The organism is Dyella jejuensis (assembly GCF_044904675.1).
Lineage (GTDB): Bacteria > Pseudomonadota > Gammaproteobacteria > Xanthomonadales > Rhodanobacteraceae > Dyella_B > Dyella_B jejuensis.
On record NZ_JADIKJ010000024.1, the window covers coordinates 42,714 to 68,521 of the forward strand.

At 61.3% G+C, this 25,808-nt stretch carries 27 protein-coding genes and 1 tRNA gene; 12 read left to right on the forward strand and 16 right to left on the reverse strand.

The features are described 5' to 3' along the window. Positions 1–10 precede the first annotated feature (10 nt). The 14 genes from ISP15_RS17390 to tal form a co-directional block, all read right to left on the reverse strand. Positions 11–547, reverse strand: a complete 537-nt coding sequence (locus ISP15_RS17390; protein WP_404549130.1) for a F0F1 ATP synthase subunit delta — start codon at positions 545–547, stop codon at positions 11–13. 3 nt (positions 548–550) lie between these two features. Then, entirely contained in the window at positions 551–1,021 is a 471-nt protein-coding gene (locus ISP15_RS17395) for a F0F1 ATP synthase subunit B (protein WP_404549132.1), read from the reverse strand. Positions 1,022–1,121: 100 nt separating this feature from the next. Continuing rightward, entirely contained in the window at positions 1,122–1,412 is a 291-nt protein-coding gene (gene atpE, locus ISP15_RS17400; RefSeq protein WP_188795436.1) for a F0F1 ATP synthase subunit C, read from the reverse strand. 53 nt (positions 1,413–1,465) lie between these two features. Next, positions 1,466–2,269 (reverse strand): F0F1 ATP synthase subunit A, encoded by an 804-nt coding sequence (gene atpB / locus ISP15_RS17405; protein WP_404549134.1) that lies wholly within the window; start codon positions 2,267–2,269, stop codon positions 1,466–1,468. A 3-nt stretch (positions 2,270–2,272) separates the two neighbouring features. Next, positions 2,273–2,638: a hypothetical protein gene (locus ISP15_RS17410; RefSeq protein WP_404549136.1), complete on the reverse strand. Its 366-nt coding sequence runs from the start codon at positions 2,636–2,638 to the stop codon at positions 2,273–2,275. Positions 2,639–2,847: 209 nt separating this feature from the next. After that, positions 2,848–3,240, reverse strand: coding sequence for a phasin family protein (locus ISP15_RS17415; RefSeq protein ID WP_404549138.1), 393 nt, complete (start codon positions 3,238–3,240; stop codon positions 2,848–2,850). A 151-nt stretch (positions 3,241–3,391) separates the two neighbouring features. Then, a complete protein-coding gene (gene queD, locus ISP15_RS17420; protein WP_404549140.1) occupies positions 3,392–3,754 on the reverse strand; it encodes a 6-carboxytetrahydropterin synthase QueD in 363 nt (120 codons plus the stop codon). 4 nt (positions 3,755–3,758) lie between these two features. After that, complete coding sequence (locus ISP15_RS17425) at positions 3,759–5,030, reverse strand: glycoside hydrolase family 57 protein (RefSeq protein WP_404549142.1); 1,272 nt, start codon at positions 5,028–5,030, stop codon at positions 3,759–3,761. Further along, complete coding sequence (locus ISP15_RS17430) at positions 5,023–6,318, reverse strand: glycosyltransferase family 4 protein (protein WP_404549145.1); 1,296 nt, start codon at positions 6,316–6,318, stop codon at positions 5,023–5,025. The genes ISP15_RS17425 and ISP15_RS17430 overlap by 8 nt, the downstream gene beginning before the upstream one ends. Positions 6,319–6,523: 205 nt before the next feature. Further along, on the reverse strand, positions 6,524–8,845 hold the full coding sequence (locus ISP15_RS17435; RefSeq protein WP_404549147.1) for a glycoside hydrolase family 15 protein: 2,322 nt from the start codon (positions 8,843–8,845) through the stop codon (positions 6,524–6,526). Beyond that, positions 8,842–10,287 (reverse strand): glucose-6-phosphate dehydrogenase, encoded by a 1,446-nt coding sequence (gene zwf / locus ISP15_RS17440; RefSeq protein WP_404549148.1) that lies wholly within the window; start codon positions 10,285–10,287, stop codon positions 8,842–8,844. Before zwf ends, ISP15_RS17435 begins: the two co-directional genes overlap by 4 nt. Before the next feature lie 3 nt (positions 10,288–10,290). Beyond that, entirely contained in the window at positions 10,291–11,346 is a 1,056-nt protein-coding gene (gnd, locus tag ISP15_RS17445) for a phosphogluconate dehydrogenase (NAD(+)-dependent, decarboxylating) (protein ID WP_404549150.1), read from the reverse strand. Then, complete coding sequence (gene pgi, locus ISP15_RS17450; protein WP_404549152.1) at positions 11,343–13,658, reverse strand: glucose-6-phosphate isomerase; 2,316 nt, start codon at positions 13,656–13,658, stop codon at positions 11,343–11,345. The genes gnd and pgi overlap by 4 nt, the downstream gene beginning before the upstream one ends. Further along, entirely contained in the window at positions 13,655–14,728 is a 1,074-nt protein-coding gene (gene tal, locus ISP15_RS17455; RefSeq protein WP_404549154.1) for a transaldolase, read from the reverse strand. The genes pgi and tal overlap by 4 nt, the downstream gene beginning before the upstream one ends. 1,009 nt (positions 14,729–15,737) lie before the next feature. On the opposite strand from tal, the gene ISP15_RS17460 reads away from it, so the two are divergent. Beyond that, on the forward strand, positions 15,738–15,929 hold the full coding sequence (locus tag ISP15_RS17460) for a C1 family peptidase (protein ID WP_404549186.1): 192 nt from the start codon (positions 15,738–15,740) through the stop codon (positions 15,927–15,929). A 731-nt stretch (positions 15,930–16,660) separates the two neighbouring features. Next, complete coding sequence (locus ISP15_RS17465) at positions 16,661–16,963, forward strand: DUF6150 family protein (protein ID WP_404549155.1); 303 nt, start codon at positions 16,661–16,663, stop codon at positions 16,961–16,963. A gap of 533 nt (positions 16,964–17,496) precedes the next feature. On the opposite strand, the gene ISP15_RS17470 is transcribed toward ISP15_RS17465, so the two are convergent. Then, positions 17,497–17,573: transfer RNA gene (locus ISP15_RS17470), tRNA-Met, on the reverse strand. Between the two features lie 182 nt (positions 17,574–17,755). Here ISP15_RS17470 and ISP15_RS17475 point away from each other — a divergent pair. The 8 genes from ISP15_RS17475 (at position 17,756) to ampE (ending at position 22,814) form a co-directional block, all read left to right on the forward strand. Then, on the forward strand, positions 17,756–18,295 hold the full coding sequence (locus ISP15_RS17475) for an RNA pyrophosphohydrolase (RefSeq protein ID WP_404549157.1): 540 nt from the start codon (positions 17,756–17,758) through the stop codon (positions 18,293–18,295). A gap of 56 nt (positions 18,296–18,351) precedes the next feature. Next, a complete protein-coding gene (locus ISP15_RS17480; RefSeq protein WP_404549160.1) occupies positions 18,352–18,561 on the forward strand; it encodes a (2Fe-2S)-binding protein in 210 nt (69 codons plus the stop codon). 127 nt (positions 18,562–18,688) lie between these two features. Continuing rightward, complete coding sequence (gene bfr / locus ISP15_RS17485) at positions 18,689–19,159, forward strand: bacterioferritin (RefSeq protein ID WP_404549162.1); 471 nt, start codon at positions 18,689–18,691, stop codon at positions 19,157–19,159. Between the two features lie 119 nt (positions 19,160–19,278). Beyond that, entirely contained in the window at positions 19,279–20,040 is a 762-nt protein-coding gene (locus ISP15_RS17490) for a DUF6776 family protein (protein ID WP_404549164.1), read from the forward strand. Beyond that, positions 20,027–20,449, forward strand: a complete 423-nt coding sequence (locus ISP15_RS17495) for a bactofilin family protein (protein ID WP_404549165.1) — start codon at positions 20,027–20,029, stop codon at positions 20,447–20,449. The genes ISP15_RS17490 and ISP15_RS17495 overlap by 14 nt, the downstream gene beginning before the upstream one ends. A gap of 82 nt (positions 20,450–20,531) precedes the next feature. Next, positions 20,532–20,900 (forward strand): iron-sulfur cluster insertion protein ErpA, encoded by a 369-nt coding sequence (gene erpA / locus ISP15_RS17500; protein WP_404549167.1) that lies wholly within the window; start codon positions 20,532–20,534, stop codon positions 20,898–20,900. 17 nt (positions 20,901–20,917) lie between these two features. Continuing rightward, positions 20,918–21,874, forward strand: coding sequence for an NAD(+) diphosphatase (nudC, locus tag ISP15_RS17505; protein ID WP_404549169.1), 957 nt, complete (start codon positions 20,918–20,920; stop codon positions 21,872–21,874). A gap of 70 nt (positions 21,875–21,944) precedes the next feature. Beyond that, complete coding sequence (gene ampE / locus ISP15_RS17510) at positions 21,945–22,814, forward strand: regulatory signaling modulator protein AmpE (RefSeq protein WP_404549171.1); 870 nt, start codon at positions 21,945–21,947, stop codon at positions 22,812–22,814. 16 nt (positions 22,815–22,830) lie between these two features. Here ampE and ISP15_RS17515 read toward each other — a convergent pair whose 3' ends face one another. Then, a complete protein-coding gene (locus ISP15_RS17515) occupies positions 22,831–24,705 on the reverse strand; it encodes an MFS transporter (RefSeq protein ID WP_404549173.1) in 1,875 nt (624 codons plus the stop codon). 99 nt (positions 24,706–24,804) lie between these two features. Between ISP15_RS17515 and ISP15_RS17520 the strand changes: the two genes are divergently transcribed. Then, positions 24,805–25,197, forward strand: a complete 393-nt coding sequence (locus tag ISP15_RS17520) for a DUF2784 domain-containing protein (protein ID WP_404549175.1) — start codon at positions 24,805–24,807, stop codon at positions 25,195–25,197. A 30-nt stretch (positions 25,198–25,227) separates the two neighbouring features. Beyond that, the gene (locus tag ISP15_RS17525) at positions 25,228–25,653 is read left to right on the forward strand and encodes a GFA family protein (RefSeq protein ID WP_449757824.1); all 426 of its coding nucleotides are present in this window, start codon (positions 25,228–25,230) and stop codon (positions 25,651–25,653) included. Positions 25,654–25,808 lie beyond the last annotated feature (155 nt).

The following is a 25,808-nucleotide window of genomic DNA, read 5'->3' on the forward strand; positions in this document are numbered from 1 at the left end:
ATTTGGAAAACTAATTCGTAAGAGCCGAGGCCAGCCGCTCCAGGCGACCGCGGGCGGAGCCATCGATCACTTCGCTGCCGGTATCGATCACCACACCGCCAAGCAGCGATGGATCGACCTGGGTTTCCAGTTCGATCTCGCGCTTGAAGCGACGCTTGAGCGAGGCCTTCAACTGCTCGGCCTGCGCGGAATCCAGAGCCATCGCGCTGGTGACTTTCACCAGCAGCTGCGACTCGGAATCGCGTTTATAGGTTTCATATAGCGCGCCCACTTCCGGCAGCAAAGCCATGCGACGCTTCTCGGCCAGCTCCGCGAGGAACTTCCCGAATGCGCCATCGGCCTGGATGCCTTCCGGGAGATGCAGTGCCACCAATTGCTCAGGCCGCACGCGCGGATCGGTGCTGAGCGCCGCCACGCGCGGATCCTTCGCCACTTCCGCGGCGAAGGCCAGCGCCTGCGACCAGGCGGTGAGAGCGCGGTCCGCCTGCGCCAGCTCAAAAGCGGCGCGGGCATAGGGGCGAGCGAGCGTAATTGCCTGGGCTGCCATCGATCAGATCTCTGCGGCGAGCTGATCGAGCAGCGCACGATGCGCCGCCGGGTCGATCTCGCGCTGCACGATCTTCGATGCGCCTTGCACGGCAAGTGCGCCGACACGTTCACGCAGTTCTTCGCGCGCACGCTGGGCCATCGAGGCGATATCGTCCTGTGCCGACGCCTTCTGGCGATTGATCTCGGCCACGGCATCGGCGCGGGCCTTCTCCAGGATCTGGTTGGCCTGCTGCTGTGCGCGATCGATGATTTCGTTAGCCTGCTGGCGCGCCTGCCTGATTTCGGCCGCGACTTTATTGTCGGCGTCCTTCAGTTCGGCATGCGCGCGTTCGGCGGCGTTGAGGCCTTCGGCGATCTTGATCTGACGTTCTTCGATGGCCTTGTTGAGATGCGGCCAGACGAAGCGCGCACAGAACAGGATCAAGATGGCGAACGAGATCATTTCGCCGATCAAGGTGGCGTTGAATTCCATCGCTGCGTTACCTGTACTTGCGTAGTGTTACGGGTATGGGCGCCGAAGCATCCCTGCGAGGCTGCGGTGCCGCTTTCACGGCGACACCGCAGGCCAAGGCTTAGTGGCCGGCAGCGGCGCTAATCACGTTGCCGAGCAGCGGGTTTGCCACCGCGAAGTACATCGCCAGCGCAACGCCGATCAGGAACGCCGCGTCGATCAGGCCGGCCAGCAGGAACATGCGGCCCTGCAGCAGCGGGACCAGCTCCGGCTGACGGGCAGCGGCTTCGAGGAACTTCGAGCCCATGATGCCGATACCGATACAAGCGCCCAGTGCGCCGAAACCGATGATCAGGCCGAGCGCGATAGCAGTGAAGCCCTGGACTTGAGCAATGTGAGCAACTAGTTCCACGATAATCTCCTCAAGAAAAATAAAAGCAGTTGTTCTGATAAAAGCTGTGCGAATCAGTGGTGATCATGAGCCATCGAGATATACACGACGGTGAGCACCATGAAAATGAAGGCCTGGATGGTGATGATCAGGATATGGAAGATGCCCCACACCGCATAACCAATGATGCCCATGCCGTACAAGATCCAGCTGCCGGCACTGAACAGACCCGCGATCAGCAGGAACACCAGCTCGCCAGCGTACATGTTGCCGAACAGTCGCATCGCCAGGCTGACCGGCTTGGAGGCAAGCTCTACCAGGTTCAGAGCGAAGTTGAAGGGAAAGAACCACTTGCCAAACGGCGCGGTGAACAGCTCATGCATGTAGCCGCTGAAGCCCTTGGCCTTGAAGCTGTAGAAAATCACCAATAGCAACACCGTGATGGACATGGCGAACGTCATATTGACGTCAGCCGTGGGCACGGGACGGAAGTGACCAATACCAAACTTCGCGGTGATCAACGGCAGCAAGTCGACCGGCAGCAGGTCCATGGCGTTCATCAGGAACACCCAGACAAATACCGTCAGCGCCAGCGGACCCAGAAAACGGCGATCACCATGGAACACGTCCTTGACCTGACCATCGACGAACTCGAGCACGATCTCCAGGAATGCCTGCCCCTTGCCCGGCACGCCCGCCGTGGCCTTGCGCGCCTTCAGCCAGAACCACAGGCAGAACAGTACGCCAAGCGCCAGCGAGACGGTGATGGAGTCGATATGCACGGACCAGAAACCACCCTCACTGACATGCGGGGGCTTCAGATGCTCCAAATGGTGCCGGATATATTCGGTAAGACCGCCCTGCGGCTCGCTTGCCATCTCTTAACCCTTGAACCTGAATGCCAGCAGATTAACCGCGTAAGCAGCCACCAGCCCCGTAATAGCGGCTAGCGGCGGCAATTTGTATTGAACCATGATCGCGATCATCCCCCCGATGATCACCATCCATTTCAGGATCATGCCCGTCAGCAAGCGGCCTAGCGCCATGCCGGCACCGCTTGGCTGACCGAACACTCTCGCCGACATCAGCGCGGTACCCAACGCCACTATCGTTGCTCCCGCCGCCGCCGCTATCGCTTCGCGACGTCCCAGCATCGCAAAAACGAGGCCCACGATAAGCGCCGCAAATAGCTGCCATAGCAGCAATTGCAGCGCGAGACGTCGACCGGAGGCAAGACTGTTGAGCACGTGAGGTTCCCGCGGTTTTCGCACCAGGCATTCACCACGCCACGGGTCACGATCCAATCCTGAAAAGTATATCAGCGTGACTTTTGGCCCAGCAAGCCAAGCCACCTGCGACAAGCCGCCTCACATCCGGGCATTCCAAAGAAAAAGGCCGGACACCAGGGTCCGGCCTAAGGCATATCGCAAGGGGAGTCGCGATATACGGGAAGGTATTACTTGGCCGCAGCGGCCGCCTTGATGGCAGCAACCGGTGCAGCCACGGCTTCGTTGGCGGCTTTCTGCTGCTCTTGCAGGAGCGCATTGAGGGATTCGGCGGTCTTCTGCGCCACGGCGGCCACTTCCTTGGTCACGGAAACGGCGTGTTCGGCCTGCTCGCGGCTGAGCGAGGTGCCCTTCTCCCACAAGCCGCGCAGCGCGTCGGCGTCACGCACTTCGGTAGCTTGGGCGATGAATTCGGCGGTGGCCTTGGCCTGCTTTTCCAGCGCAGCCAGCTGCAGTTCGGCAACTTGCTCCAGACCCCTGATGGTCAGGGCATGCGCCTTGAATGCGTTGTCGGACAACTGTTTGGCGTAGGCAAAAATCTGTGTGTTCAGCTGCTGGGTCATGGCTTCGCCCTCGAGGGGAAATCGGAGAGTGAGCAAAGCCTAGCAAAGGCTTTTGTGCAGTGCAATATCTTTTTTGTTAAGCAAGCACCCTGTCACAAAATCTTCATTAAGGGCAAAGGCTTGGTGACAAATAATGATTTTTTGCGCCGCATCAAAAACTCGCCCGACTACAGCTGGCGCCCGAGGTACAGGTCTCGTGCACGGTTACCTTGTCCAGGCCAGGCAAGGTCGGTTCCAGGCGCTGCCAGATCCAGCGCGCCAACATTTCACTGGTCGGGTTCTCCAGCCCCTCGATGTCATTCAGATAGTGGTGATCGAGCTGCTCATACAACGGGGCAAAGGCGGCCTTCACATCGGCGAAGTCCATCACCCAGCCAAGTTGCGGATCGGGCTCGCCAAGCACATGGATTTCGACGCGGAAAGAGTGCCCGTGGAGCCGCGCGCATTTATGTCCGGCGGGCACATTGGGCAGGCGATGCGCCGCCTCGATCTGGAAAATCTTGAAGATATGCATGCGGTTATTCTACCCCGCCCGCATCGCCACGCCTTACCGGCGGTGCGCAACTACAACGGATGCGGCGCGGCGCTCCCGCCCTGATGGCGAGGTCGGCCAGCACATTCATGTAGTTGATATAGGCATCATAGGGCGAGTCGAACGGACTGAAATATTTGTGCACGTCGCCATCCGCCCAATGCTTGGTGGACATGTAATACACGTGATCGCTGGTGAGCAGGCGTCGCCAGTCTTCGACGAGCTGTGCGCCATCGGCACCGCGATAGGCGCGCACCGCCGGCTCCAACGCAAAAGCCGTTTGCAAGGCGGACTGTTGGATGCGATTGCCATCCCAGGCTGAGGTGTCGCGCTCGAGATCGGCCCAGGAAATCGGCTCGGGCAAGCTTAGACTTGCCGAAGCCTCCCCGCGACCGGCCAATGCCTGGGAAGCGGTGACGAACCGGAACGTGCGCGGATGGCGCAACACGCAGCCGGGCAAGGCGCGCATGAATTCGAAGATGCCAGTGCTGGCCCATTGATGCTCGCCGAACGTTTCGTAGTCCATGAACAGGCCAAGGAAGCCATGCTCCTGGTCATATGCATGCGATAACGCATGCAACCATTCCGTGTAGCGATCCGCCGTCAATGGCCATTCGGTCCAGTTCCGGTCGGAAAAGCGAAAGGCAATGTCATCGCTCAAGGGATAACTGCGCGGCAACGCCGCTAACGCGGGTGCGGCGGCGAAGTGACAGGGCCGCATCACGCTGCGCTGATGGAACAGGCGGTCCGCCCCTTCGATACACATGCCGCGAAAGCCGAGCGCCGCCACCTGGGCCGCCACGGCATCGCTGGCGATCAATTCCGTGTTCCGGAATACGCTCCCTGGCGTGCCCAGCAGTTGGGTGCAGACATGCCGGTGATGTGTGACCTGATCCGTGAACTCAGCCGGGTTATATAACGCCGCCAAGCTGTGATGCGAGGTTTCCGAAAGCAGCTCCACCGCGCCGGTCGCCAATAACCGGCGAAACGACAGCAGCACTTGCGGCGCGTAGGCGGCCATCTGCTCCAGCGCTGTCGCGGTGATCGAATAGCTGACGCGAAATCCGGGCTTGTACGCTTCGATCAGCTCCAGCATCAGCGCGTTCATCGGCAGGTAGCACTTCTGCGCCACGCGCCGAAGGATGTCGGCGTTGGCCTCATCATCGAAGTAGTCATGCCGCCGACCTGCTTCGCGATAGTGATAGGACCGCAGTCGCCAGGGTTGATGCACCTGGAAGTAAAAACAAATATCAAGCACCTGCAGCTCCTGCCACGGCACCGCCGTCGGCATAGCTTTCGATGATGCGCTGCGCAGAGTCCTCCCAGGAAAGCTGCTCGAGCTGCCGGCGTCCCTCTTCCACCAATTGCATTCCGAGCGGAGGAAGCCGCAGCACCGCCAGCATCTGGTCGGCGAGCTTGTCGTGATCCCAGAAATCCACCTGCAGGCTATGCCCCAGCACTTCGCGCACGCCGGATTGCCGCGATACGATCACCGGCGTCCCGGCGCGCAGCGCCTCGAGCGCGACGAGCCCGAAAGGTTCCGAAACGCTGGACATCACCAACAGGCTGGATTGTCCCAGCAGCTTATCCACGGCGGGCGGATCCAGGAAACCTCGGAACTCGACGCGATCGGCCATGCCCAGCTCATGCGCCAGCGCACGTAGCGTTTCGAGCATGTCACCGCTTCCGCACATCAGGAATCGCGCCTCGGCATTGTGCCGCGCAACGATCGCGGCGGCGCGCAGGAAGTGATCGGGGCCTTTCTGGAACGTCAGCCGGCCCAGGAACACCACCCACGGCCTGCGCACGCCAGGCGCCGCCAGCGGCAGGGGAATCGTCGCGATCGCCGCCTCATCGGGTGCGTTGTAAACCACGCTGATCTTTGGCGCCGGCACCGCATAGCGCTCAATCAGGATGCTGCGGGTGTAATCGCTGACTGCAAAAATATGCGTTGCACAGTCGAACGCATGCCGTTCGATCGCAGCGATCGCCTCGTTCGCTCCGTTGCCGCTGCGGTCGTACTCGGTGGAGTGCACGTGCAGGAACAGGGGAATGCAGTGCCTGTCCGCCGCCGCTATCGCGGCTGGAAAAGTCATCCAGTCATGCGCATGCACCAGGTCGGCACAAGCATGCGCTGCCATGCGCCCGACCTCGCCGGCAAAGCGCTCCACCTCGCATCCCAGCTGGCTTCCATAGATGGCTTCGTCGTGGCCCTCGCGGTCCGACGGCTGAAGTTCGACGCTGCGTATTGATCGATACGGCAGCAAGCGCGCCGAGCTACGCACCCATTCCGGATGGCCCGTTGCGCGCGTCGCATTATCCCCCGGTGCGCCCGTGTGCCGTTGCAGCCATTCGTGCACGCCCGTTACCTGCAAATTCGCGGCGTGCTGGCTCAGGCCAAAACCGGGCAATACGAACAATACCTCGATACCGCAAGCTGCCAAACCGCAAGCAATACCCTGGCTGGCTTTGCCAAGGCCGCCCACGTAGCGGGGCGGATATTCCCAGCCAAGCATCAATACACGAAGAGATCTACCGCCACTCAAACACGTCTCCTTGCCACGCACTGCATCGATCTGATTCGCCCGACGGAATGAACAAGCGCAGCGGCAGCGACGCGCCTCATGGGCATTCTTCGCCTGCAATCAGCGCAGCGCTGCCATCGCGGTCAATCGGCGGGTTCGCACACCGAGCTCGAGCTCTTCGCGTACAAGGTATGCCATGCCGACATCTGTCTATCGTGAATCGGCGTCATGCCGTGGCCTGACGATGCTTGAGGATCGGCTTCAGCCATATCCGCCAGTCATGTCCTTCCCAGCCGCGCCCATCGGCAAAATGCCGGGTGAAATCCAGCGCATGCAGGGCGCCGAGTTGCTTGGCGTCAATCCGCACACCGTGCAAGCCAAAGCCAAGCGGTTCGCTGTCAAGGTCGACCGGTTTCTGCCATCCATCGATCCCCACGCGCAGTTGGAAGGGCCGCTCCCCTTCGATCAGCAAGGGCATACCCCGGTCGACAACCTCGCACGGCGCCTGTTCGCGCCAATGCGCCTGCGCCGGCGTCGATGAAGTGCGATAACGCGCCGCCACCGCCGGCAACCGTTCGACCGGTTCGCCGCTGGTGATGGTCGCTACCAGCTTGATCAACTCGGCGTGGGCCCAGACCAACGGCATCGCACTGCCCGTCGGCCGCCCCGGAAAAAGATGACGCGCCTCGATTGGCTCGCTATCCCATACCTGTTCGGGAATCATGCCGCCCTGGCTGGCCGAAGCCAGCATGGCGTCGAGATAAGGCTGCGGGTCTTCACCGGCGAGCACTGCGTAATGGCCGCGTTCGCCACTCAACAAGGGCCATGCACGTCCCACGCCGGTACCATCGAACGCACGCCCATCTTCATGCTCGCCATAACCATCTTCGTTGTAACGGCGGTAATACGGTCCTTGCGGCGTATCGAAACGCAGCAACGCATCGATCAACTTCGTGGTATCGGCCATGCGTGGATCATTCGCCTGGCGCAGCCCAAGCCGAACCAGGTAAAGATATTCGAGCCCCAGCAGGTCGCGCGCCGGAAGCTCCTCCGTACCGCGATTGCGCAAGGCTACATGGCTGCGCTGGGCCGTTTGGCCGGGCGGCGCGATGCGCACGTAGTGGCCATGCACGCCGTGCTGGTGATCCAGCGCCGTGCCGCGCACATAGACCCATGCCTCGATGCGCGCATTCCAATCATCGGCTAGCGACAGCGCGTAATCGCAATCACTGCCTTCCAGGAATCCGCCGGTGACTCCCGCCACCAGCGCGGCAATCGACACGCCCACGCTGAAGGGATTGATGCCCGCGTTTTCTTCCCAGCGATCCTGCGGACTGAACGGTCCGGTGCGCGCCACGAACTGCAAGGCTCTGCGCACCATGCTGGTGGCCTGCGGCTGCAAGCCGTCCAGGCAGCCGCTATCGGCCAGTTTCGCCGCCAGCAGTACTGGCAAGGCCGCTTCGTCGAGCTGCACGCCGGTCCAGTACGGCCGTCCATCGCAATAGAAATTCTGCGCCCAATGACCATCCGGATGCTGGGTCGCGATGAGATAGGCCAGCATGTTGCGCGCGGCCTGCGCATGGCCGCTGGCCAGCAGGGCGAGCCCCGCTTCCACGGCATCGCGCGACCACACCAGGTGATAGCCGCCCGGATCATCCCGGGTGTCACCCCACGGCACGCTCAAGCTGGCGACCAGGGCGCCGGGAAAAGCGCGATCGACGTGCGCCTTCAGCACCATGGCAGCGCGCCGTACCGCATCGCGTTGCGCATCTGTCGCGCCGGGCGGGTCCAGTTCGCCGGTCCAGCGCTGCCAGCCGTCGATGAAACGCTCACGGATGATTTCCCATCCGCTCGCCAACGATGACAGCGCGAGCGTCTGCGCGCCTTCTGCCGTGTTGGCGAATGCCAGCGCAAGCTCGCCCTCGCCTGAGGCCAGTTCTCCCATCAGGGCAACGTTGCCGTTGGGGGCGACGCTATAGTCCCAATACATGGCACCGTGCTGGTGGAAGTCCTGCCAGCCGTCCGACACCCCGACGTAACCGGCACTGCCGCGAGCAAAGCCATGGCTGGCAGCGAGCATCAGCGCGCTCGAACCTTTCATCGCCGCCAAGCCATGCGGCAAGACCTGCGCGTTATTGCCGTATCCGGAACCTTCCAGATGCGGCGCCAGCAAGGTGTACAACTTCAGGTCTTCGCCATGCAGGCGGTAGCGGATCAGCACGACATCGCGCGACGGATCGGCCAGGCATTCCAGCTCCAGCATGTAGCGCGCATGCCGGTGCGTGATGCGCACCAGCGGAATGTCCGGTTCGAGCGTGGATATTTCGTAGCAGTTCTCGCGCTTCACCTCGGACCAGAAACCATCGCCGGCGACAATGAAACCCAGGTCGCGGATTTGCGGCAAGCTGCAGGAAGGCCAGAACACCTCATTGAGGATGCCGTAGCCAATGGTGTACCAGACCCGGCCTGCCCCAAGCGCGGTACCGACAATATCCTTGGCACTGCTCGCCCACGTCGGCGAAAGGCCCGGCCAACCCGGCGCATTCATGTCTCGTCCTCACCGTTGAGCCTGATCGATCGCCAATGATGTTCGGGATCGAGCAAACGGGCTTGTGTCTCCGGACCTTCCGAGCCGGAAGCATAGAAATCCGGCGCGCCCTTTTCCCATGCCTTCAATACCGGTGCCAGCACTTTCCAGGCCCATTCCACTTCGTCGAAGCGCAGGAAGTGCGAGCGATCGCCACCCATGGCATCCATCAGCAACTGTTCGTAAGCCGAAAACTCGCGATCGTCCGGACCGGCATACATGGCGGTCAGGATGGAAGGACGCCCGGCAAGCTTCAGGCCCGGCTGCTTGGCGGTGACCAGCAAATCCATGCGCTCCACCGGGCGGATGCGGAAAATCATCCAGTTGTTGCCCGCGTGCACGGCATGGGGCACCGGCCCGGGCACCTGCCGGAACTGCACGGCGATTTCCGAGTAGTTGCTGGCCAGGCGCTTGCCGCTGCGCAAATAAAACGGCACGCCACGCCAACGCCAGTTATCCACTTCCAGCCGCAGGGCGGCAAAAGTTTCGGTGTCGGAGCTGCGCTTGATTCCCGGTTCGCTGCGGTAGCCGACCAGCTTCTTGCGCCCGAGCTTGCCCGCGCGATATTGCCCGCGCACCGCATGCGCGTTGACCGTCTTGGCGGTGATGGGTACCACCGAACGCAACACTTCGACTTTGTGATCGCGCAGTACTTCCGCATCCCAGCTCGACGGCGGCTCCATCGCCGCCAGACTGAACAACTGCATCAAATGGTTCTGCAGCATGTCGCGCAACGCGCCGGCCTTGTCGTAGTACGCAGCGCGTTGCTCGACACCCAGCGTTTCGGCGTAAGTGATTTGCACCTGCGAGATATGCTGCGCGTTCCAGATCGGTTCGAGGAAGCGATTGGCAAAGCGGAACACCATCAGGTTCTGCGTGGTTTCCTTGCCAAGGAAATGATCGATGCGCAAGATCTGTTCTTCTTCCCAATGCGCATGCATCTGCTCGCGCAGCAGCTGGGCCGAAGCCAGGTCGGTTCCGAACGGCTTTTCCACCACCAGTCGCCGCCAGCCGCCGTGCGGACTCTTGGCGAATCCCGCCTCGCCCAGGGCGGTGGCCGCGACGCCAAACAACGGCGGCGGCAAGGCCAGGTAAAACAGCGTCGAAGGACTCAATTTGTCCTTCAAGGCGGCCAACTGGTCCGCTTGCAATTCGCCGCCGACATAATCGAGTTGACGGCGAAAGCGGCTCCAATGCGCGGGTTTGAAATCCTCCGCGAAGGATTGCAACGCCTTGTGGATGTGCCGCTGGAAATAGTCGCGGCTCCACGGCTCCTTGGCGTAGCCGACAATGCGCAAATCCGATGTCAACCCCAATGCATGCAGGCGATACAGCGCCGGCATCAGCAAGCGTTGGGTGAGGTCGCCGCTTGCACCGAGAATCACCAGCGTGGTGGCGGTCATGGCTCAATCCTTGTTGCCGGCTTTGATTTCGTTGTGGCCGCCGAATGCGTGGCGCATCGCGGACATCACCTTGTTGGCATAAAGCTCGTTGCCTTGCGACGTGAAACGCCCGAATAGCGCCGCGGTGAGCACCGGTACCGGCACGCCCTCGTCGATGGCGGCTTGCGCAGTCCAGCGGCCTTCGCCGGAATCGGAAACGCGGCCGGTGTAATCCTTGAGCGAGGGATCGCGCGCCATCTCGATGGCGGTCAGGTCGAGCAGCCACGAGCCGATCACGCTGCCACGCCGCCATAGCTCCACGACATCGCCGATCGGAAAGTCGTATTGATAAAGCTCAGGGCGTTCCAGCGGCGAGGTCTCGGCATCCGCGCTGCGCTGCTGCTTGCCGGCGTTGGCGCCCTTGAGCACATTGAGCCCTTCGGCATAGGCAGCCATCAAGCCATACTCGATGCCGTTATGCACCATCTTGACGAAATGTCCCGCGCCGTTCTGGCCGCAGTAGAGATAACCCTTCTCGGCCGGCGACGGATCGCCGCTGCGGGTTTCGCTGCGCGGCGCCGCTTCCACGCCGGGAGCCAGGGCGGCGAAAGCCGGCTCCAGTCGTTTGTAGGCCAGTTCCGGGCCACCGATCATCTGGCAATAGCCGCGCTCGCGTCCCCACACGCCGCCGCTGACGCCCACGTCCACATACATCACCTGATGCTTGCCCAGCGCTTCGGCGCGGCGCAGGTCTTCGACGTAATGCGAATTGCCGCCGTCGATCACTGTATCGCCCGTGCCGAGCAGCGGCGTCAATTGATCGAGCACCGCATCCACCACCGCGGTGGGCAGCATCAACCAGACGGCGCGCGGGGCATCCAGCTTGGCGACCAGATCCTGGATCGATTCGGCTGCGGTAGCGCCATGGCTGGCCGCCTCCTCCCGCGCTTGGACGTGGGTATCGAACACCACGCAATCGATGCCGGCATCCTGCATGCGGCGGACCATGTTCAAGCCCATTCGGCCCAGCCCGATGAAGCCCAGCTGCAGCTTTCCCTTTCCTGCCTTGTCTGCGCTCATGCCTTGTTCTCCCATAAACGGAATCCGCCCGCGAAGGCGTTGTGATTGTCGCCACGGCGCACGCCGGCAGGCAGCTCATTGAGATAACGCACGTTGCCACCGCCCAGCACCACGTAATCCGGTTCGAGCGCGGCCTGCAGCTGCTCGATCACGTCGAAGACGTGCGCATGCCATTTCTTTTTGCCCAGCTTCTTGAGCCCGCGCGCACCTACGTAGTCCTCGAACGTGCCCTTCTTATAAGGAAGATGCGCCAGCTCCATCGGCTCGATGATGCCGTCGACAATGAAGGCCGAACCCAGCCCCGTGCCGAGGCCCAGGAACAACATGCGACCGCCCTCATAACTGCCGAGCGCCTGCATGGCCGCATCGTTGACTATCTTCACCGGGCAGCCAAAAGCCTTGGCGAAATCGAAACCCACCCAGCCCTTGCCGAGGTTGTAGGGCTCACGTGCGATGCGTTCATGGACGACCGGCCCGGGATAGCCGATGCTTACGGCTTCGTATTTCCAGCCGCGGATCATCGTGCGCAATTGCTTGATCATCTCGGCCGGAGCCAGCGTTCGGGTCGACTTGATCGCTACTTCCCGCTGGCTGCCAGTCAGCATCGCCTTGACGTGACTGCCGCCGATATCGAGCACCAACACCTTGCGCTGAGCCTTTGCGGGCGATTTGGATGCGCCTTCGTCCGTCTTGCTGCGCGCCTTGCGATACCAGGCAATGGTGGCATTGGTCGCACTATCATGATTGAGCGGCTTGCGCGGCGATTCGATTTCATCGACCACGCGCAGCGCCAATTGCTTGCCCAGCTCCACGCCCCACTGATCGAAGGGGTTGATGTTCCAGATCGCCGCCTGCGTAAACACGATGTGCTCGTACAAGGCGACCAGGCTGCCCAGCGCCGTGGGCGTCAAGCGTTCGGTCAGCAACAGGCTGGATGGACGATTGCCCTCGAATACACGATGCGGCGCCAGCTCCTGACTGATGCCCTCGTCCTCCACTTGCTGCAACGTCTTGCCGAACGCCAGGGCTTCAGCCTGCGCGATCATGTTCGCCAGCAGCAGGTCGTGATGCCGTCCGGACGGGTTCAACGACTGGCCGAAACCTATGAAATCGCATGGGATCAGTCGCGTGCCCTGGTGGATCAGCTGGTAGAACGAATGTTGTCCGTTGGTACCCGGTTCGCCCCAGTAGATCGGTCCGGTGGCGACATCGACCGTAGCGCCGTCGAGGGTGACGTGCTTACCGTTTGATTCCATCGTAAGCTGCTGGAGATAGGCCGGAAAGCGCTTGAGGTATTGCTCGTATGGCAACACCGCGACGGTTTCCGCACCGAAGAAATCGTTGTACCAGACCCCCAGCAAGCCCATGATCACGGGCAGGTTGCGTTCCAGCGGTGCGGTGCGGAAGTGCTCGTCCATCGCATGGAAGCCGGCCAACATGTCACGAAAGGCTTCCGGGCCGATCGCGATCATGGTGGACAGGCCGATCGCCGAGTCCATCGAATAACGTCCGCCCACCCAGTCCCAGAAACCGTACATGTGATCGGTGGAAATGCCGAACTCTTCCACCGCCTTTTCGTTGGTGGAAAGTGCCACGAAGTGCTTGGCAACCGCGGCCTTGTCGCCGTCCGCCGCCGCCAGCAGCCAATCGCGCGCACTGTGCGCGTTAGTCATGGTTTCCAACGTGGTGAACGTCTTGGAGGCGATGATGAAAAGCGTCTCGTCCGGACGCAGGTCGTGCACCGCTTCGGCAAAATCGGTGTAATCCACGTTGGAGACGAAGCGCATCTGCAACTTGCGGTCGCTGAAGTGGCGCAAGGCTTCGTAGGCCATCACCGGCCCGAGGTCGGAGCCGCCGATGCCGACGTTCACGATGTTGCGGATGGGCCGTCCGCTGAAACCGAGCCAACGCCCTTCGCGAATCGCAAGGGCAAATTCGCCCATGCGCTTGAGCACCGCATGCACTTGCGGCACGACATTGGCACCGTCGACCTTGATCACTTTGCGCGCGGGCGCGCGCAGGGCGATATGCAGTGCCGCGCGCTGCTCGGTCGTATTGACTTTTTCGCCAGCGAACATGGCATCGCGGCGCGCCTCCACGCCGCACTCCCGCGCCAGGGCAAACAAGTGCTCCAGCGTCTGGTCATTGACGCGATGCCTGGCATAGTCGAGCCGCCAGCCGGCCGCATCCGCGCGATAGCGCTCGGCGCGACCGGGGTCGGCCGCGAAAAGATCGCGTAAATGTTGATTTTCCAATTGCTGCCGATGCTCTTCCAGCGTGCGCCACGCCGCCTTCTCGCGCAGTGCACTCATGCAGTGGCCTCCAGGCGCTCACTGACGGTATCCAGCAGCTCGCGCCAGGATTTTACGAAGGAATCGGCACCTTCCTTCTGCAAGACCTTGGCCAGTGCCTCGACCTGGATGCCTTCGGCCTCGAAACGGGCCAGCGTGCTTGCCGCGCCGGGATCGTCCAGCGCCATCAGCTGTTCGGCCTTGCCATGATCGGCGAAGGCCAGCAGGGTCTTTTCCGGCATGGTGTTGACGGTAAGCGGCGCGATGAGGTTTTCGATATACATCACGTCACTGGCTTTCGGATCCTTGGTGCCGGTGCTGGCCCACAACAGACGCTGTACCCGCGCGCCGGCGTTCTGCAATCGTTGCAGGCGCGGTGAATCAAGCAACTTGCGGTACTTCGCGTAGATCTGCGCGCAGACCGCGAAGCCCAGCTTGTTGTGCAATTCGTCCGGCACCTTGTCGGCCACTTTCACGTCCCATCGACTGATGAATACGGAAGCAACCGAAGCCACGTCCAGGTCCAGGCCGGCCGCATGGCGGCGCTCCAGGCCGCGCAGCCAGGCGTCGGCGGCGGCCTGGTATTGATCGGGAGAAAACAACAGCGTGACGTTGATCGGCACGCCGCGGAAGATCAGTTCCTCGATTGCACCGATGCCCGCAGGCGTACCGGGTACTTTCACGAACAAGTTGTGCACGGCCGCCTGCTTGTGCAGCGCCAGCGCCTGCTCCACCGTGGCTTCCGTGTCGTCGGCCAACAGCGGCGAGACTTCCAGGGACACCCAGCCATCCACACCGCGGGTCCGCTGGTAGACCGGCTCGAAGATGGCCGCGGCACGACGGAGATCGTCGATGGCCAGGCCGAAGAAGATGGTTTCCGTTTCCGCATGCCCGGCTGCACGAATGGAAGCGTCGTAATCTTTGCCGCCCTTGATGGCCTGCGCAAAGATGGTGGGATTGGAAGTGAGGCCAGTGACCGCCTTCTGTTCGCGGTAGCCGAGCAAGGTGCCGTCACCCAGCATGCCTCGCGTGATGTTGTCCAACCAGAGGCTCTGGCCGAGCCCATTAAGCGTGCGAGTCGGGTGTTCCATTGCAGTACTCCTTCGTGAAATGAGGCGAGTTATTCGTTCCAGTCAAAGACTGAGGACCATGGCTCGCGGCAATGCCGAATTTTTGCCGGCTTGCCTGCACCGATGGGATGTGTTTGATGGGAGATGCGTGCCTATCATGCGCCCGCACGGCTTTCGCTGCCCCGGGGAGGGAGGCGCACTTGCTTGTCTTTGCCTGCGCGGAGAACGTTCAAGCGGCTGATCGGAAAGCATAATCTCTTGGGCTCGGTACGCCACCGAGCAGGGTAGCAAGCCAGATGTAATGATCTGATGACTGTTCGGACTATACGCTCGAAATTCCGAGCTGCCACCGATCGAGGGGAAGCACGCACGCCCTCGCACATCAGCCACGGGTTGCCGGTGCATTCCGTGCACCCATCGAGCATATCGAAAACTTCCTTGACATCGCTGCGCTCGTAGACAACCGATGGCGTAGAAGGTTGCAGGTGGATGCGCGCGTGGCTAGCGACAGACGATATAGTCGTTCCCCAAGTACTTGCCTTCATGATTTACATGGCATGCATAGGGATGGCGTAGCAGGCGCCGCTTTGCAGCGATGCCGGCCGGCACGCCATGCATGAGTCGCTTCCCCAATCGCATGAAATCGTGTGCGCTGCGCGCGCGTGCATGCAATGCATGATTGACCATGCAAATGGGCGGACTGGACTTGCGCATTGATAGGGCAATGTGCCATGACCGCCTCCACGACACATAAAGGGCGGCAGATCGAGTATGCGTATCCCGATGCTGCTTAGACGCATCGTAGTTGATTACAGAAAGAATAATGACGGCCGTGATGCCGACGATCCGCAAGACTCTTTTCGATACGTTGTAGCTGACGCAGGAATTGACTTGGAATCCTCCTATCCTTAGGCAGCCAGCAAGGCAAATGCGGAGCTAAAATGCCGATATCGCCATGACGATTTCAAGCTGGCGGTTATTCCTTCCGGCGACGAATCCGCATTGCAAGCGGCTGTAGAAAAGACCCAGTATCCGCCGTGATCAATTCGCAACCGCCAGTTGCCAATCCCGCAGCCCCGGCATCTATAGTGATCCCGCATGTACCGCCGATCGCATTGATCACGCCGCGCTTATCGTCGGTTACGGCGTTGACGACCAGACCAACCAAGCCTACTGGATAGTAAAAATAGCTGGGCACCAGTTGGGGCGAGCAAGGTTATAAGAATCGCCAAGGACAAGGGAAACATGTGCGGCAGCGCCAGACTTGCGTCCTACCCTGTCGAATTACACTTCGTTCGTAGCACGGGTCTGGCTCACCACGAAAGCATGGACGCCCTTTCGGTAACGACTTTGCTTGCCTGGCATTCAAGCGAAACAGACCGAAGCCGGCTGGAAAATTCTCCCTGGCGAATCACCCTCCGCCTTCCACTGTTCGGGCTGGATGCCAAACCGCGCTTGCTTATCAATACTTCTCGACTCGCTGACGAGCCGGCTTAAGCGGACGCCCCGACAGATGCGGCGACTTGCCCCGATGCCAACAGGCCAACGCGAAGAGAGAGCACCCCGAATCTATATCAAAAAGCGTTACTCGCGTGGCGCCGTTCCACTGTTGCGGGAGGCTGACAAGATTCACCGCTCCGTCGGCGTCACATGCTTGGAAGTTACTTTTAATACCGGTTCGCTCACCAGATTCCGATGAGAACATCCCGGCTTCGTCACAAATCTTACCGCTGCGACCGTGGTCATTTTCTTTCGCTTGATGGCAGTCACTTCTTCTTTTGATTGCTCGCTTCGTGAGGCAACGCCAACCAGAACCTTCTGGCGCCAACCATCATGGAACACACCAGTCGAGGAACTGGAAAGCAGACCACCTGCCACTTTGGCATCGTCCTGCCGGGCAGGCCTTGAACTGTGGTAGCGTCAGTACGGCCTACCTTGGAACAGTGACTCTGCATGGCGCGAATCTTTCAAGTGCAGACCATAGGCGACGCCGACGTGCGAGTTGCTCTCGTCAGCGATCGCGAGCAGGCCGATGTATGGGTACATCGAGTCGACAACCGGAATTCGGCGCAAGGCGATACACGCTGGTTCATCACACGTAACCGCGACGATGCTACCTGCCGGGTTTGCTTCTGCCATATCGACCTAGCGCAAGTGCGGGCCTGTTTCGTAGACAGCGCCGCCGAGGCCGGATGGCGGCGCGATCCGACACGTGTGCCAAAAGGCTGTTTCGCTGCACGACACGTGCTTGATTGACGGCAACAAACGGGAGCACCCGCGCGCGTTCTTCAGGACTGTAGCCGCTTTTGTAAGTCCGGCATCGCCACAAATACAAACGCCATTTCGATATGGGTCAGCAGACCGGCCTCTACCAATGAAAGCAAGTCTGCTCTCGCCGTCAGGTAAGCCGTTACATGACTTAGCGGTACATATTGATGAGCTCTGCAGACGATCGCACTCCTTGGCGAACTGCCCAGGCGTTCACTCCGGCTGCTTTAGCGCCAACATTCGCGTGCGATGACCTCGAACATGCGGAGCGTCTTAAACTTGTCCGCAGTCAGTAGTCGAAGCGCCACCGGTCAGCACATCCGGCCTTTCAACGGGCTTTGCCATGTGGATCACGTTGCCGGTAAGCCCATGACAGCAACCCCATGAAGATAAGGCTGGCTACCGCCACCGGATGGTAGACGGCCATGTACGCCGTCGGACGACATAAGACGGCAGGTCGCCAAAAAACCCTTGGCACGCCTGGGTTCTCGGACTTGGCCGGATAGGCTTGGATGCGAATATGGTGGCTATGGGTGGACTCGAACCACCGACCCCAGCATTATGAGTGCTGTGCTCTAACCGGCTGAGCTACATAGCCAAAGGGTGCGCCGTCCGGTGGCCGGATCGGGCTGGATTCAGGCGGGGCGCGGCAGTTTAATCGTCTGGCCCTTGCGGTTCAAGTGGTTGGCTTGCTCCCGCTTTGTAGGCTGTGGTTGAATCGACCCCGGCCATACGTGCGGCAGGCCAGGAGGTTGCGCCGACTTGGTCCGAGGAGGTTGGATGATCGACGTTGATGGCTACCGTCCGAATGTTGGCATCGTGCTGCTGAATGCAGACGGCCGGCTGTTCTGGGCGCGCCGCGTCCATCGTGACGGCTGGCAGTTCCCCCAAGGCGGCATGCGCAGCGACGAAACGCCGCTTGAAGCCATGTACCGGGAGCTGCAGGAAGAAACCGGCCTGGCGCCCGAACATGTAGAAGTGCTGGCCAGCACCCGCGGCTGGCTGCGCTACAAGCTGCCAAACCGTTATATCCGCCACCACCAGCATCCCACCTGCATTGGCCAGAAACAGGTCTGGTTCCTGTTGAAACTGGTGGGCGGGGAAGATGCGCTGTGCCTGGATGCTTGCGACAAGCCCGAGTTCGACCTCTGGCGCTGGGTGGATTTCTGGTATCCGGCCGCGCACGTGGTCAATTTCAAGCGTGACGTCTATCACCGCGCCCTGCGCCACTTTGCTCCGCTGGTGGAAACCATGCTGAGCGTTCAGCTGGGCCCGCAGCCACACCCGCACGGCAACCGGAGCAGGCAGGCCGCCGCCTGACCAATGGCCCTCGGGCTTGCGGTTCTTGTTGACAATCATTCGTATTCGCGTTGACAATGCGCGCCATGTACATTTGCCTGTGCAATGCCGTTACCGACCACGACATCCGCCGCGCGGCGGCCGACGGCGTGCGCAGCTTTGCCGAATTGCAGGCGCGCACCGGCTGCTCGGATTGTTGCGGCTGTTGCGAAACCGAGGCGCGCTCGGTGCTGGATGGCGCCGTGGCCCAGGTAAAGCTCGATCTGCCGATCCTCGTCACTGCCTGACGCACCAACTGGCCAAGCCGCCATAGCGTCCCTCGTTGGCGCCTTTGCATGCGCGAATAATTCGCGTTGCCACCGTGAATGCACGAAATCCGTATAGTTCGATCCCTGCCATATACGGAGAGCGGCCATGAAAGGCGACGCCAAGGTCATCGAGTTCCTCAATAAAGTGCTTTACAACGAGTTGACTGCGATCAACCAGTACTTCCTGCATTGCCGCATGTTCAAGAACTGGGGATACGGGGAACTGGCCGAGCACGAGTACAAGGAATCGATTGAAGAGATGAAGCATGCCGATCACCTGATCGAACGCATCCTGTTCCTGGAAGGCCTGCCCAATCTTCAGCACCTGGGCAAATTGCGCATCGGCGAGAACGTGCTCGAATGCATCCAGGGCGACCTCGATCTCGAACTGGCGGCTACTACCGACCTGCGCGCCGCGATTGCACACAGTGAAGGCATTGCCGATTACGTAAGCCGCGATCTGTTCAAGAACATTCTCCACGACGAAGAAGAACACATCGATTGGCTGGAGACGCAGTTGAACCTGGTCAAGGACATCGGCGCGGAGCGCTACTTGCAGTCGAAAATGAAAAGTTAGCGTTAAGCGCTGCCAGCGTGCAGCGTAGCAAGGCGACTGGCGGCACAGAGCGCAACTTGTTTCCTTGACGTTTTCGTCACATGCGGGCTATACCCTCCTTTTCCCCGGCAGGGCCATGCATGGCTTCACGTCCACCACCACGCTACGTCGTCCGTCCGCACGACGCTATTGGCCAGCGTCGCCGCATGCTCTGGTTCGGGCTCGCATGGCTAGGCAGCATCGCGCTGGCCGCGTTGATCGTTGCGCTGGTGGTGGGGGCATGGAAGGGCGTGGTGCCGCGCGTTTCCGATCGGCACGCGCTGCGTGCGTTGACGGCCGAAAACGACGATCTCAAGCAACAGGTCGCCAATCTGCAACGCTCGCAGCAGGTTACTGAGATTGCGACCAAGGCGCTGCGCCAGACTATCTCGCAACGCGATGAGGAAATCAGCGGATTGCGCGCCGACCTGGGCTTTTATTCGAGGCTGGTCGGCGGCGATACGCAACGCGAAGGGCTGAAAGTACAGGAAGTGTCGCTGCAACCGGTGCCGCATGCCTCCGCCTGGAATCTCACCATCAGCCTTACGCAGAACATCAAGCGCGACGACGACACCGGCGGAACCACCCTCATCGACGTCGAAGGGCTGCGCGACAATAAAGTGGTGCAGCTGAGCTGGTCCACGCTGGGCGATACCTCCGAAAAAGCCGGAATTCCGTTTAAATTTCGCTATTTCCAGCAATTGCATACCACTATTGCTCTGCCGTCCGATTTTCGTCCGACGCGCCTGCATGTCACAGTCCAGCCGGAAAATGGCGATCCGGTCAGCCGCACTGTGAGCTGGACGGACGCGCTGTCCAGCCCAGTCACCACCGCCCAGGGGGATACCGATGCTCAACCGTAAGCGCAACGACCAAGTACACCGCCATGCCGAGACCAGCCTGATCTCGCAGGGCACGATCATTCGTGGCGACGTCCGTTTCACCGGCACGCTGCACCTGGACGGTCGCATTGAAGGCGCGGTGCTCGGCGAGGGCTCGAACGCAGTGTTCACGTTGAGCGAGCACGGCCAGGTGCACGGCGAAGTGCGCGTGCCGCATGCCATGCTCAATGGCCAAGTGACCGGCGATATTTACATCAGTGAACGGCTGGAACTGGCCGCCCAGGCGCGCGTGGTCGGCGATGTGCGCTACAGCTCGCTGGAAATGGCCGCGGGAGCCCAGGTGAACGGCCGCATCGCGCACCAGGGTGACGATCACGCCCAACGTGAACTGCCCGCGCCCGAGCTTCGCTCCGAACCGGTGCCGGCCTGAACTGCGGATCGATTGACGGCGACCGGCGCAAGGGCCAGCTGATATGCTTGACTCCACGCCGCCCCAGCCTCATATCCGCGTCATGGAAACCATCGTAGCTATTCCCGATTACCGTCAGGCGGGCGCCCCGCTGATCTTCACCGAGGCCGCCGCGCGCAAGGTGCACGAGCTGATCCAGGAAGAAGGCAATCCTGAGCTGAAGCTGCGCGTGTACATCACCGGCGGCGGCTGCTCGGGCTTCCAGTACGGCTTTACCTTCGACGAGACGCGCGCGGAAGACGATTTCGCGCTGGATCGCGAAGGCGTCACCCTGCTGGTCGACCCGCTTTCGCTGCAGTACCTCACCGGTGCGGAGATCGATTACTCCGAGAACCTGAGCGGTTCGCAGTTCGTCATCCGCAACCCCAACGCCAAGACCACCTGCGGCTGCGGCTCCTCGTTTTCCACCTGAGCGGCCCACCCATCCGGATGGCTTCGACGAATCCCAATACCTTCGCCGGACTCAGCCTGATACTCGACCGCGTTTCCGAACAGCGCGACGTCATCGAATGGGTTACGACCAAGGCCGGTTCGTCCGACGCGCGTTACCTGCTGCTGGACGACGTCGGCAACGCTTTCCTGCACAAGCACGAAGAAGCCTTGCGCTGGCTTGACGCCGGCGAGCGCGCGCGCCTGCTGCCACACGTCTCCTGCAGCCTGCTCGGCATGGCCCATGGACGGCCGCACTTCATGCTCCAACTCGATGCCGGCGACGATCGCATCGATGCGTTGGAAGAAGCGCTCGGTGCTCGCCGCACGGGCCTGCGCGAGGCGGGATTGCTGCTCGCTGCCGATGAAGCAGGCCTGTTCGCCTATGCCAAGGGGCTTGCGCATTGGCAACGCGAAACCCGGTTTTGCGCACGCTGCGGTTCGGCGCTGACCCTGGTGTCGTCCGGCCATCGGGCACAATGCACCGACGCGGCCTGCGGCCGCCTGCATTTTCCGCGTACCGATGCGGCGATCATCGTCATCGTCGAATACCAGGGCGCCTGCCTGCTCGGGCGCCAAGCCGGCTGGCCAATCGGCCGTTATTCCACCTTGGCCGGATTCATCGAGCCGGGCGAGGCGCTGGAAGATGCCGTGCGTCGCGAAGTCGCCGAAGAGTCCGGAGTGGTCGTAGGCGACGTGCATTACCACTCTTCGCAGCCTTGGCCGATGCCCGCATCGCTGATGATCGGCTTTACTGCCGTAGCCACCCATCCCGAGATCCACCTGCGCGACGGCGAACTGGAAGACGCACGCTGGTTTACGCCACGGCAGATCGTGGACGGCCTTGCCGATGGCAGCCTCGGCATGCCGACACGACTATCGGTCTCCTACCAGTTGCTCTCGCATTGGCTGCGCCAACGCGCCGGCCTGGAACTGGATGCCCTGGTAACGCGCTGAGCGTTCGATGGCGAGGCATGAACGGGCCTCATCCTCGCTTACAATGCGTCATCCTTCGGAGCCCGTTTTCATGGCCATTCGCCTGCTTGCCGCCCTGATCGCTCTTGGACTGCTGCACCTGCAGCCTCAGCTTGCCCATTGGCGAGGCGATGGTGGATTCCGACGCTGGGTCCGTCAACTGGCCGATACCAGCGGCCCCGGTCGCGTGCTGCTCACGGTATTGGTGCCGGTTGCCTTATGTGCGGTAGTGGTCTGGCTATTGCAGAGACTGCCGCTGGCGGACTTGCTGCAGCTCGTGTTCGCGCTGGTGATACTGCTGTTCTCGTTCGGCCCGCATGCCTTCGAAGCGGATCTGGACGCCATCCTGAGAGCCCCGGACCAGAACAGTCGCGAAATCGCCGCCCAGGCGCTCGGCGATGACGGCGAAATAATCCCCTGGCGCACGGCGGACCTCGGCGAAGCGACCGTTTACGCAGCATTGCGGCGCCGCTTCGGCGTGCTGTTGTGGTTCTTTTTGCTTGGGCCGGTTGGCGCACTGCTCTATCGCTTGGCGCGGCAATTGGCCCGCGACAGTTCATTGATGCTCGATCCGGGCGCCAGCACTTACGCGCGCTATCTCGCCAACGGCCTGGACTGGCTTCCGGCACAGCTGATGGTGTTCACGCTTGCGCTGGTCGGTCATTGGGATGCCGTCATCGGCGCATGGCGACGTTGGCACCAGCAAGCCGCACCGAACAACTGGTATCTCTCTCCACCGGGCTTCCTCGGCGCTGCCGCCCGCGCGGATGTACTCACCGACATCGAAGGCGGCGACGGTTACACGGAGGAACGCACCGATGCGCTACAGGAATTGCGCCGCCTGCGTGATGCGCTGCTGCGCGCGTTGCTGGCATGGTTGAGCGTAGTGGCTTTGATCGTCATGGCCAGCTGGCTGCACTGATTCGGATCAAGCCCCGCTAAGCCATATCGCCGCGCAGCGCCCGCACGCGATCTTCCAGCATCGCGGCGCTGACTTGTTCCGCCGACCTGGGCGTATCCACCACCAGTTCGACCCGTGCGCGGAAGCGGCGCGGCAAACGGGCGCGACCCAGCATCGAATCGCGCCGGCTCCACACGCTGCCCCATAATCCGCGCAAGGCCATGGGCACGACCGGTACCGGGCGCCGCTTGAGGATTTTTTCTACGCCCGTGCGAAACGGCGCAATGCTGCCGTCCCTGGTCAGGCCGCCTTCGGGAAAGATGCATACCAACTCACCCTCGGCCAGCGCGGCATCGATAGCTTCGAAGGCGTGCTGCAATACGGCGGGATCTTCCTGCTGGCCTGCGACAGGAATCGCCTTGGCGGTCCTGAACACGAAATGCAGCAGCGGAATGTTGAAGATCTTGTAATACATCACGAAGCGCGCGGGGCGGCGCAGGTTCGCCATCAAGATCAACGGGTCCATGAAACTCACGTGATTGCATACCAGCAGCGCCGGCCCTTGTTCCGGCAGATTGCGCATGCCGTCCACGCGGATGCGGTACAGCGTCTTCACCAGCATCCAGGTGATGAAGCGCATCAGGAACTCAGGCACCAGGGTAAAGATGTAAGCCGCCACCGCGACATTGAGCAACGCCGCCAGCAGGAAAACCTGCGGCGCATTGAACCCAAGCAGGTCCAACGCAAGCCCGAAGCCGGACGCGATCACAATCAACAAGGCATTGAGAATATTGTTGCCGGCGATCACTCGCGATAGACGATCGCGCGGCGTGCGCGACTGCACGAAGGCGAATAGCGGCACCACGTAGAAGCCCGCGAATACGCCGATCAGGATGAGATCGATCACGATGCGCCAGCTGCCGCCCGCATGCAGGAACGCCATCCAGTCCAGCCCGCGCGCCAGCGCCGCGCCCGGCCGCGCCAGGAACAGATCGACGCCGAATACCGTCAGGCCGAAGGCACCCAGTGGCACCAGACCGATTTCCACGCGCTTGCCTGACATTTTTTCGCACATCAGCGCGCCGATGCCGGTGCCGATTGAAAACAAGGTGAGTACCAGCGTGTTGACCGAACCATCGCCCCCAAGGCTCACGCGGGTATACAGCGGCAGTTGCGCCACCAATACCGTGCCGAAAAACCAGAACCAGGAAATGCCCAGCACGGCGTTGAACACGGCGCGGTCTTCGTGCGTGATGCGCAGCACTCGCACCGTTTCCGACAGCGGGTTCCAGTTGAACTTGAGCTCCGGGGCCGTGGCGGGCGCCGCTGGAATGAAGCGGCTTGCGGCATAGCCGGCCATCGCGACGCCGATAGTCAGCGCGGCGGAAAAATGCGGCCCCCAGCCGGCGAACAGCATCAGGGCGTTGCCCGCCACCATGCCGATCAGGATCGCCATTTGCGTGCCCATTTCCACCAGGCCATTGCCACCTACCAGTTCGGTGGTTTTCAGCGCCTGCGGAAGAATCGCGTATTTGATCGGGCCGAATACGGTCGAATGCATGCCCATCATGAACAGCACCACCAGCAACAGTGCAAGGTGATGCCCGATGAAAGCGTATGCCGCCAAGATCATCGCGGCGATCTCGAACAGCTTTACGTAGCGGATGATGCGCGTCTTCTCGAACTTCTCCGCCAGTTGCCCCGCCGTGGCGGAAAACAGGAAGAACGGCAGGATGAACAACGCTGGCGCCAGGTTCGTATACAAGCCGACAGCATGGTCGGACAAGCCCATCTGGAACGCCGCCAGCATCACCATCGCATTGCGAAAAGCGCTATCGTTGAATGCGCCCAACGCCTGGGTCCAGAAAAACGGTGCGAAGCGGCGGCTGCCTAGCAGGGCGAACTGGCTCATGCGGATCCTTGGCGGAACGACGTCCGCGTAGCCTAGCGCGAAAAACTATCGCTATCGCACCGCCTCTTTATCCATATGCGCCGGGAATGCGTCGAGACTATGTTTGCGCTGCTCGTGGCCGATGCCGTACTGATGTTCCACCTTGCGTTCATCCTGTTTGTCGCACTGGGTGGCTTGCTGGCGTTGAAGTGGCGGTGGATCCCCTGGCTTCAGCTGCCCGCCGTGGCCTGGGGTGCCTTTGTCGAGATCAGCGGACACGCCTGCCCGCTGACGCCCATGGAAAACCACTTTCGCCTCGCGGCTGGACAAGCTACCTACCAAGGCGATTGCATCGGGCATTACCTGTTGGCGGCGATCTATCCCGACGGCCTGACCCGATCCATTCAATTCGTTCTTGCCGCCCTCGTGTTGCTGGTGAATGGATCGGTTTACGCCTGGCTGGTGCGTCGGCGCGCAAGGCATAAGCAACGCAACCGGCCGCCCTTTGGTTGAGAGCAGGCTGCGCCAGACACGAGGATGATCATGCTGATCTCAGGACGTTGCCATTGCGGCCATATCCGCTTCACGCTTGATTGGAAGCCCGCCCCCTCGGACATTCCAGCCCGCGCCTGCACCTGCACGTTTTGCGTCAAACACGGCGGGGTGTGGACATCCTGTCCAGGCGGTTCGTTGAAAGTGACCGTAAAGGATTTTCGGAATGTATCGCGCTATACGTTCGGCACGAAGACGGCTGATTTCCACGTCTGCGCCTATTGCGGCGTAGTGCCGCTGGCCACCAGTCTGATCGACGAACGCCTCTATGCGGTCGTCAACGTGAACACCTTCGAGAACGTGGCGCCATCGCTGCTTCGCCGGACAGCGATGACGCTGGATGAGGAAAGCGGCAACGAACGCCTTGATCGCCGCCGACGGAACTGGATTGCGAACGTCGATTATGTCCAGGGGTGACTGCTAATGCCGGACGCTAGGGATGCTCTGATCCATGCTACGTAGGCGTCACCAGCTCTGTCTGTTCGCAGACCATAGGTTCGTCGGCGCACGCGGGGAGGGTACATGGATGTACCCGGCTTTGAGGAGCGAGGAAGGCAGACTGGCTGTCTGTC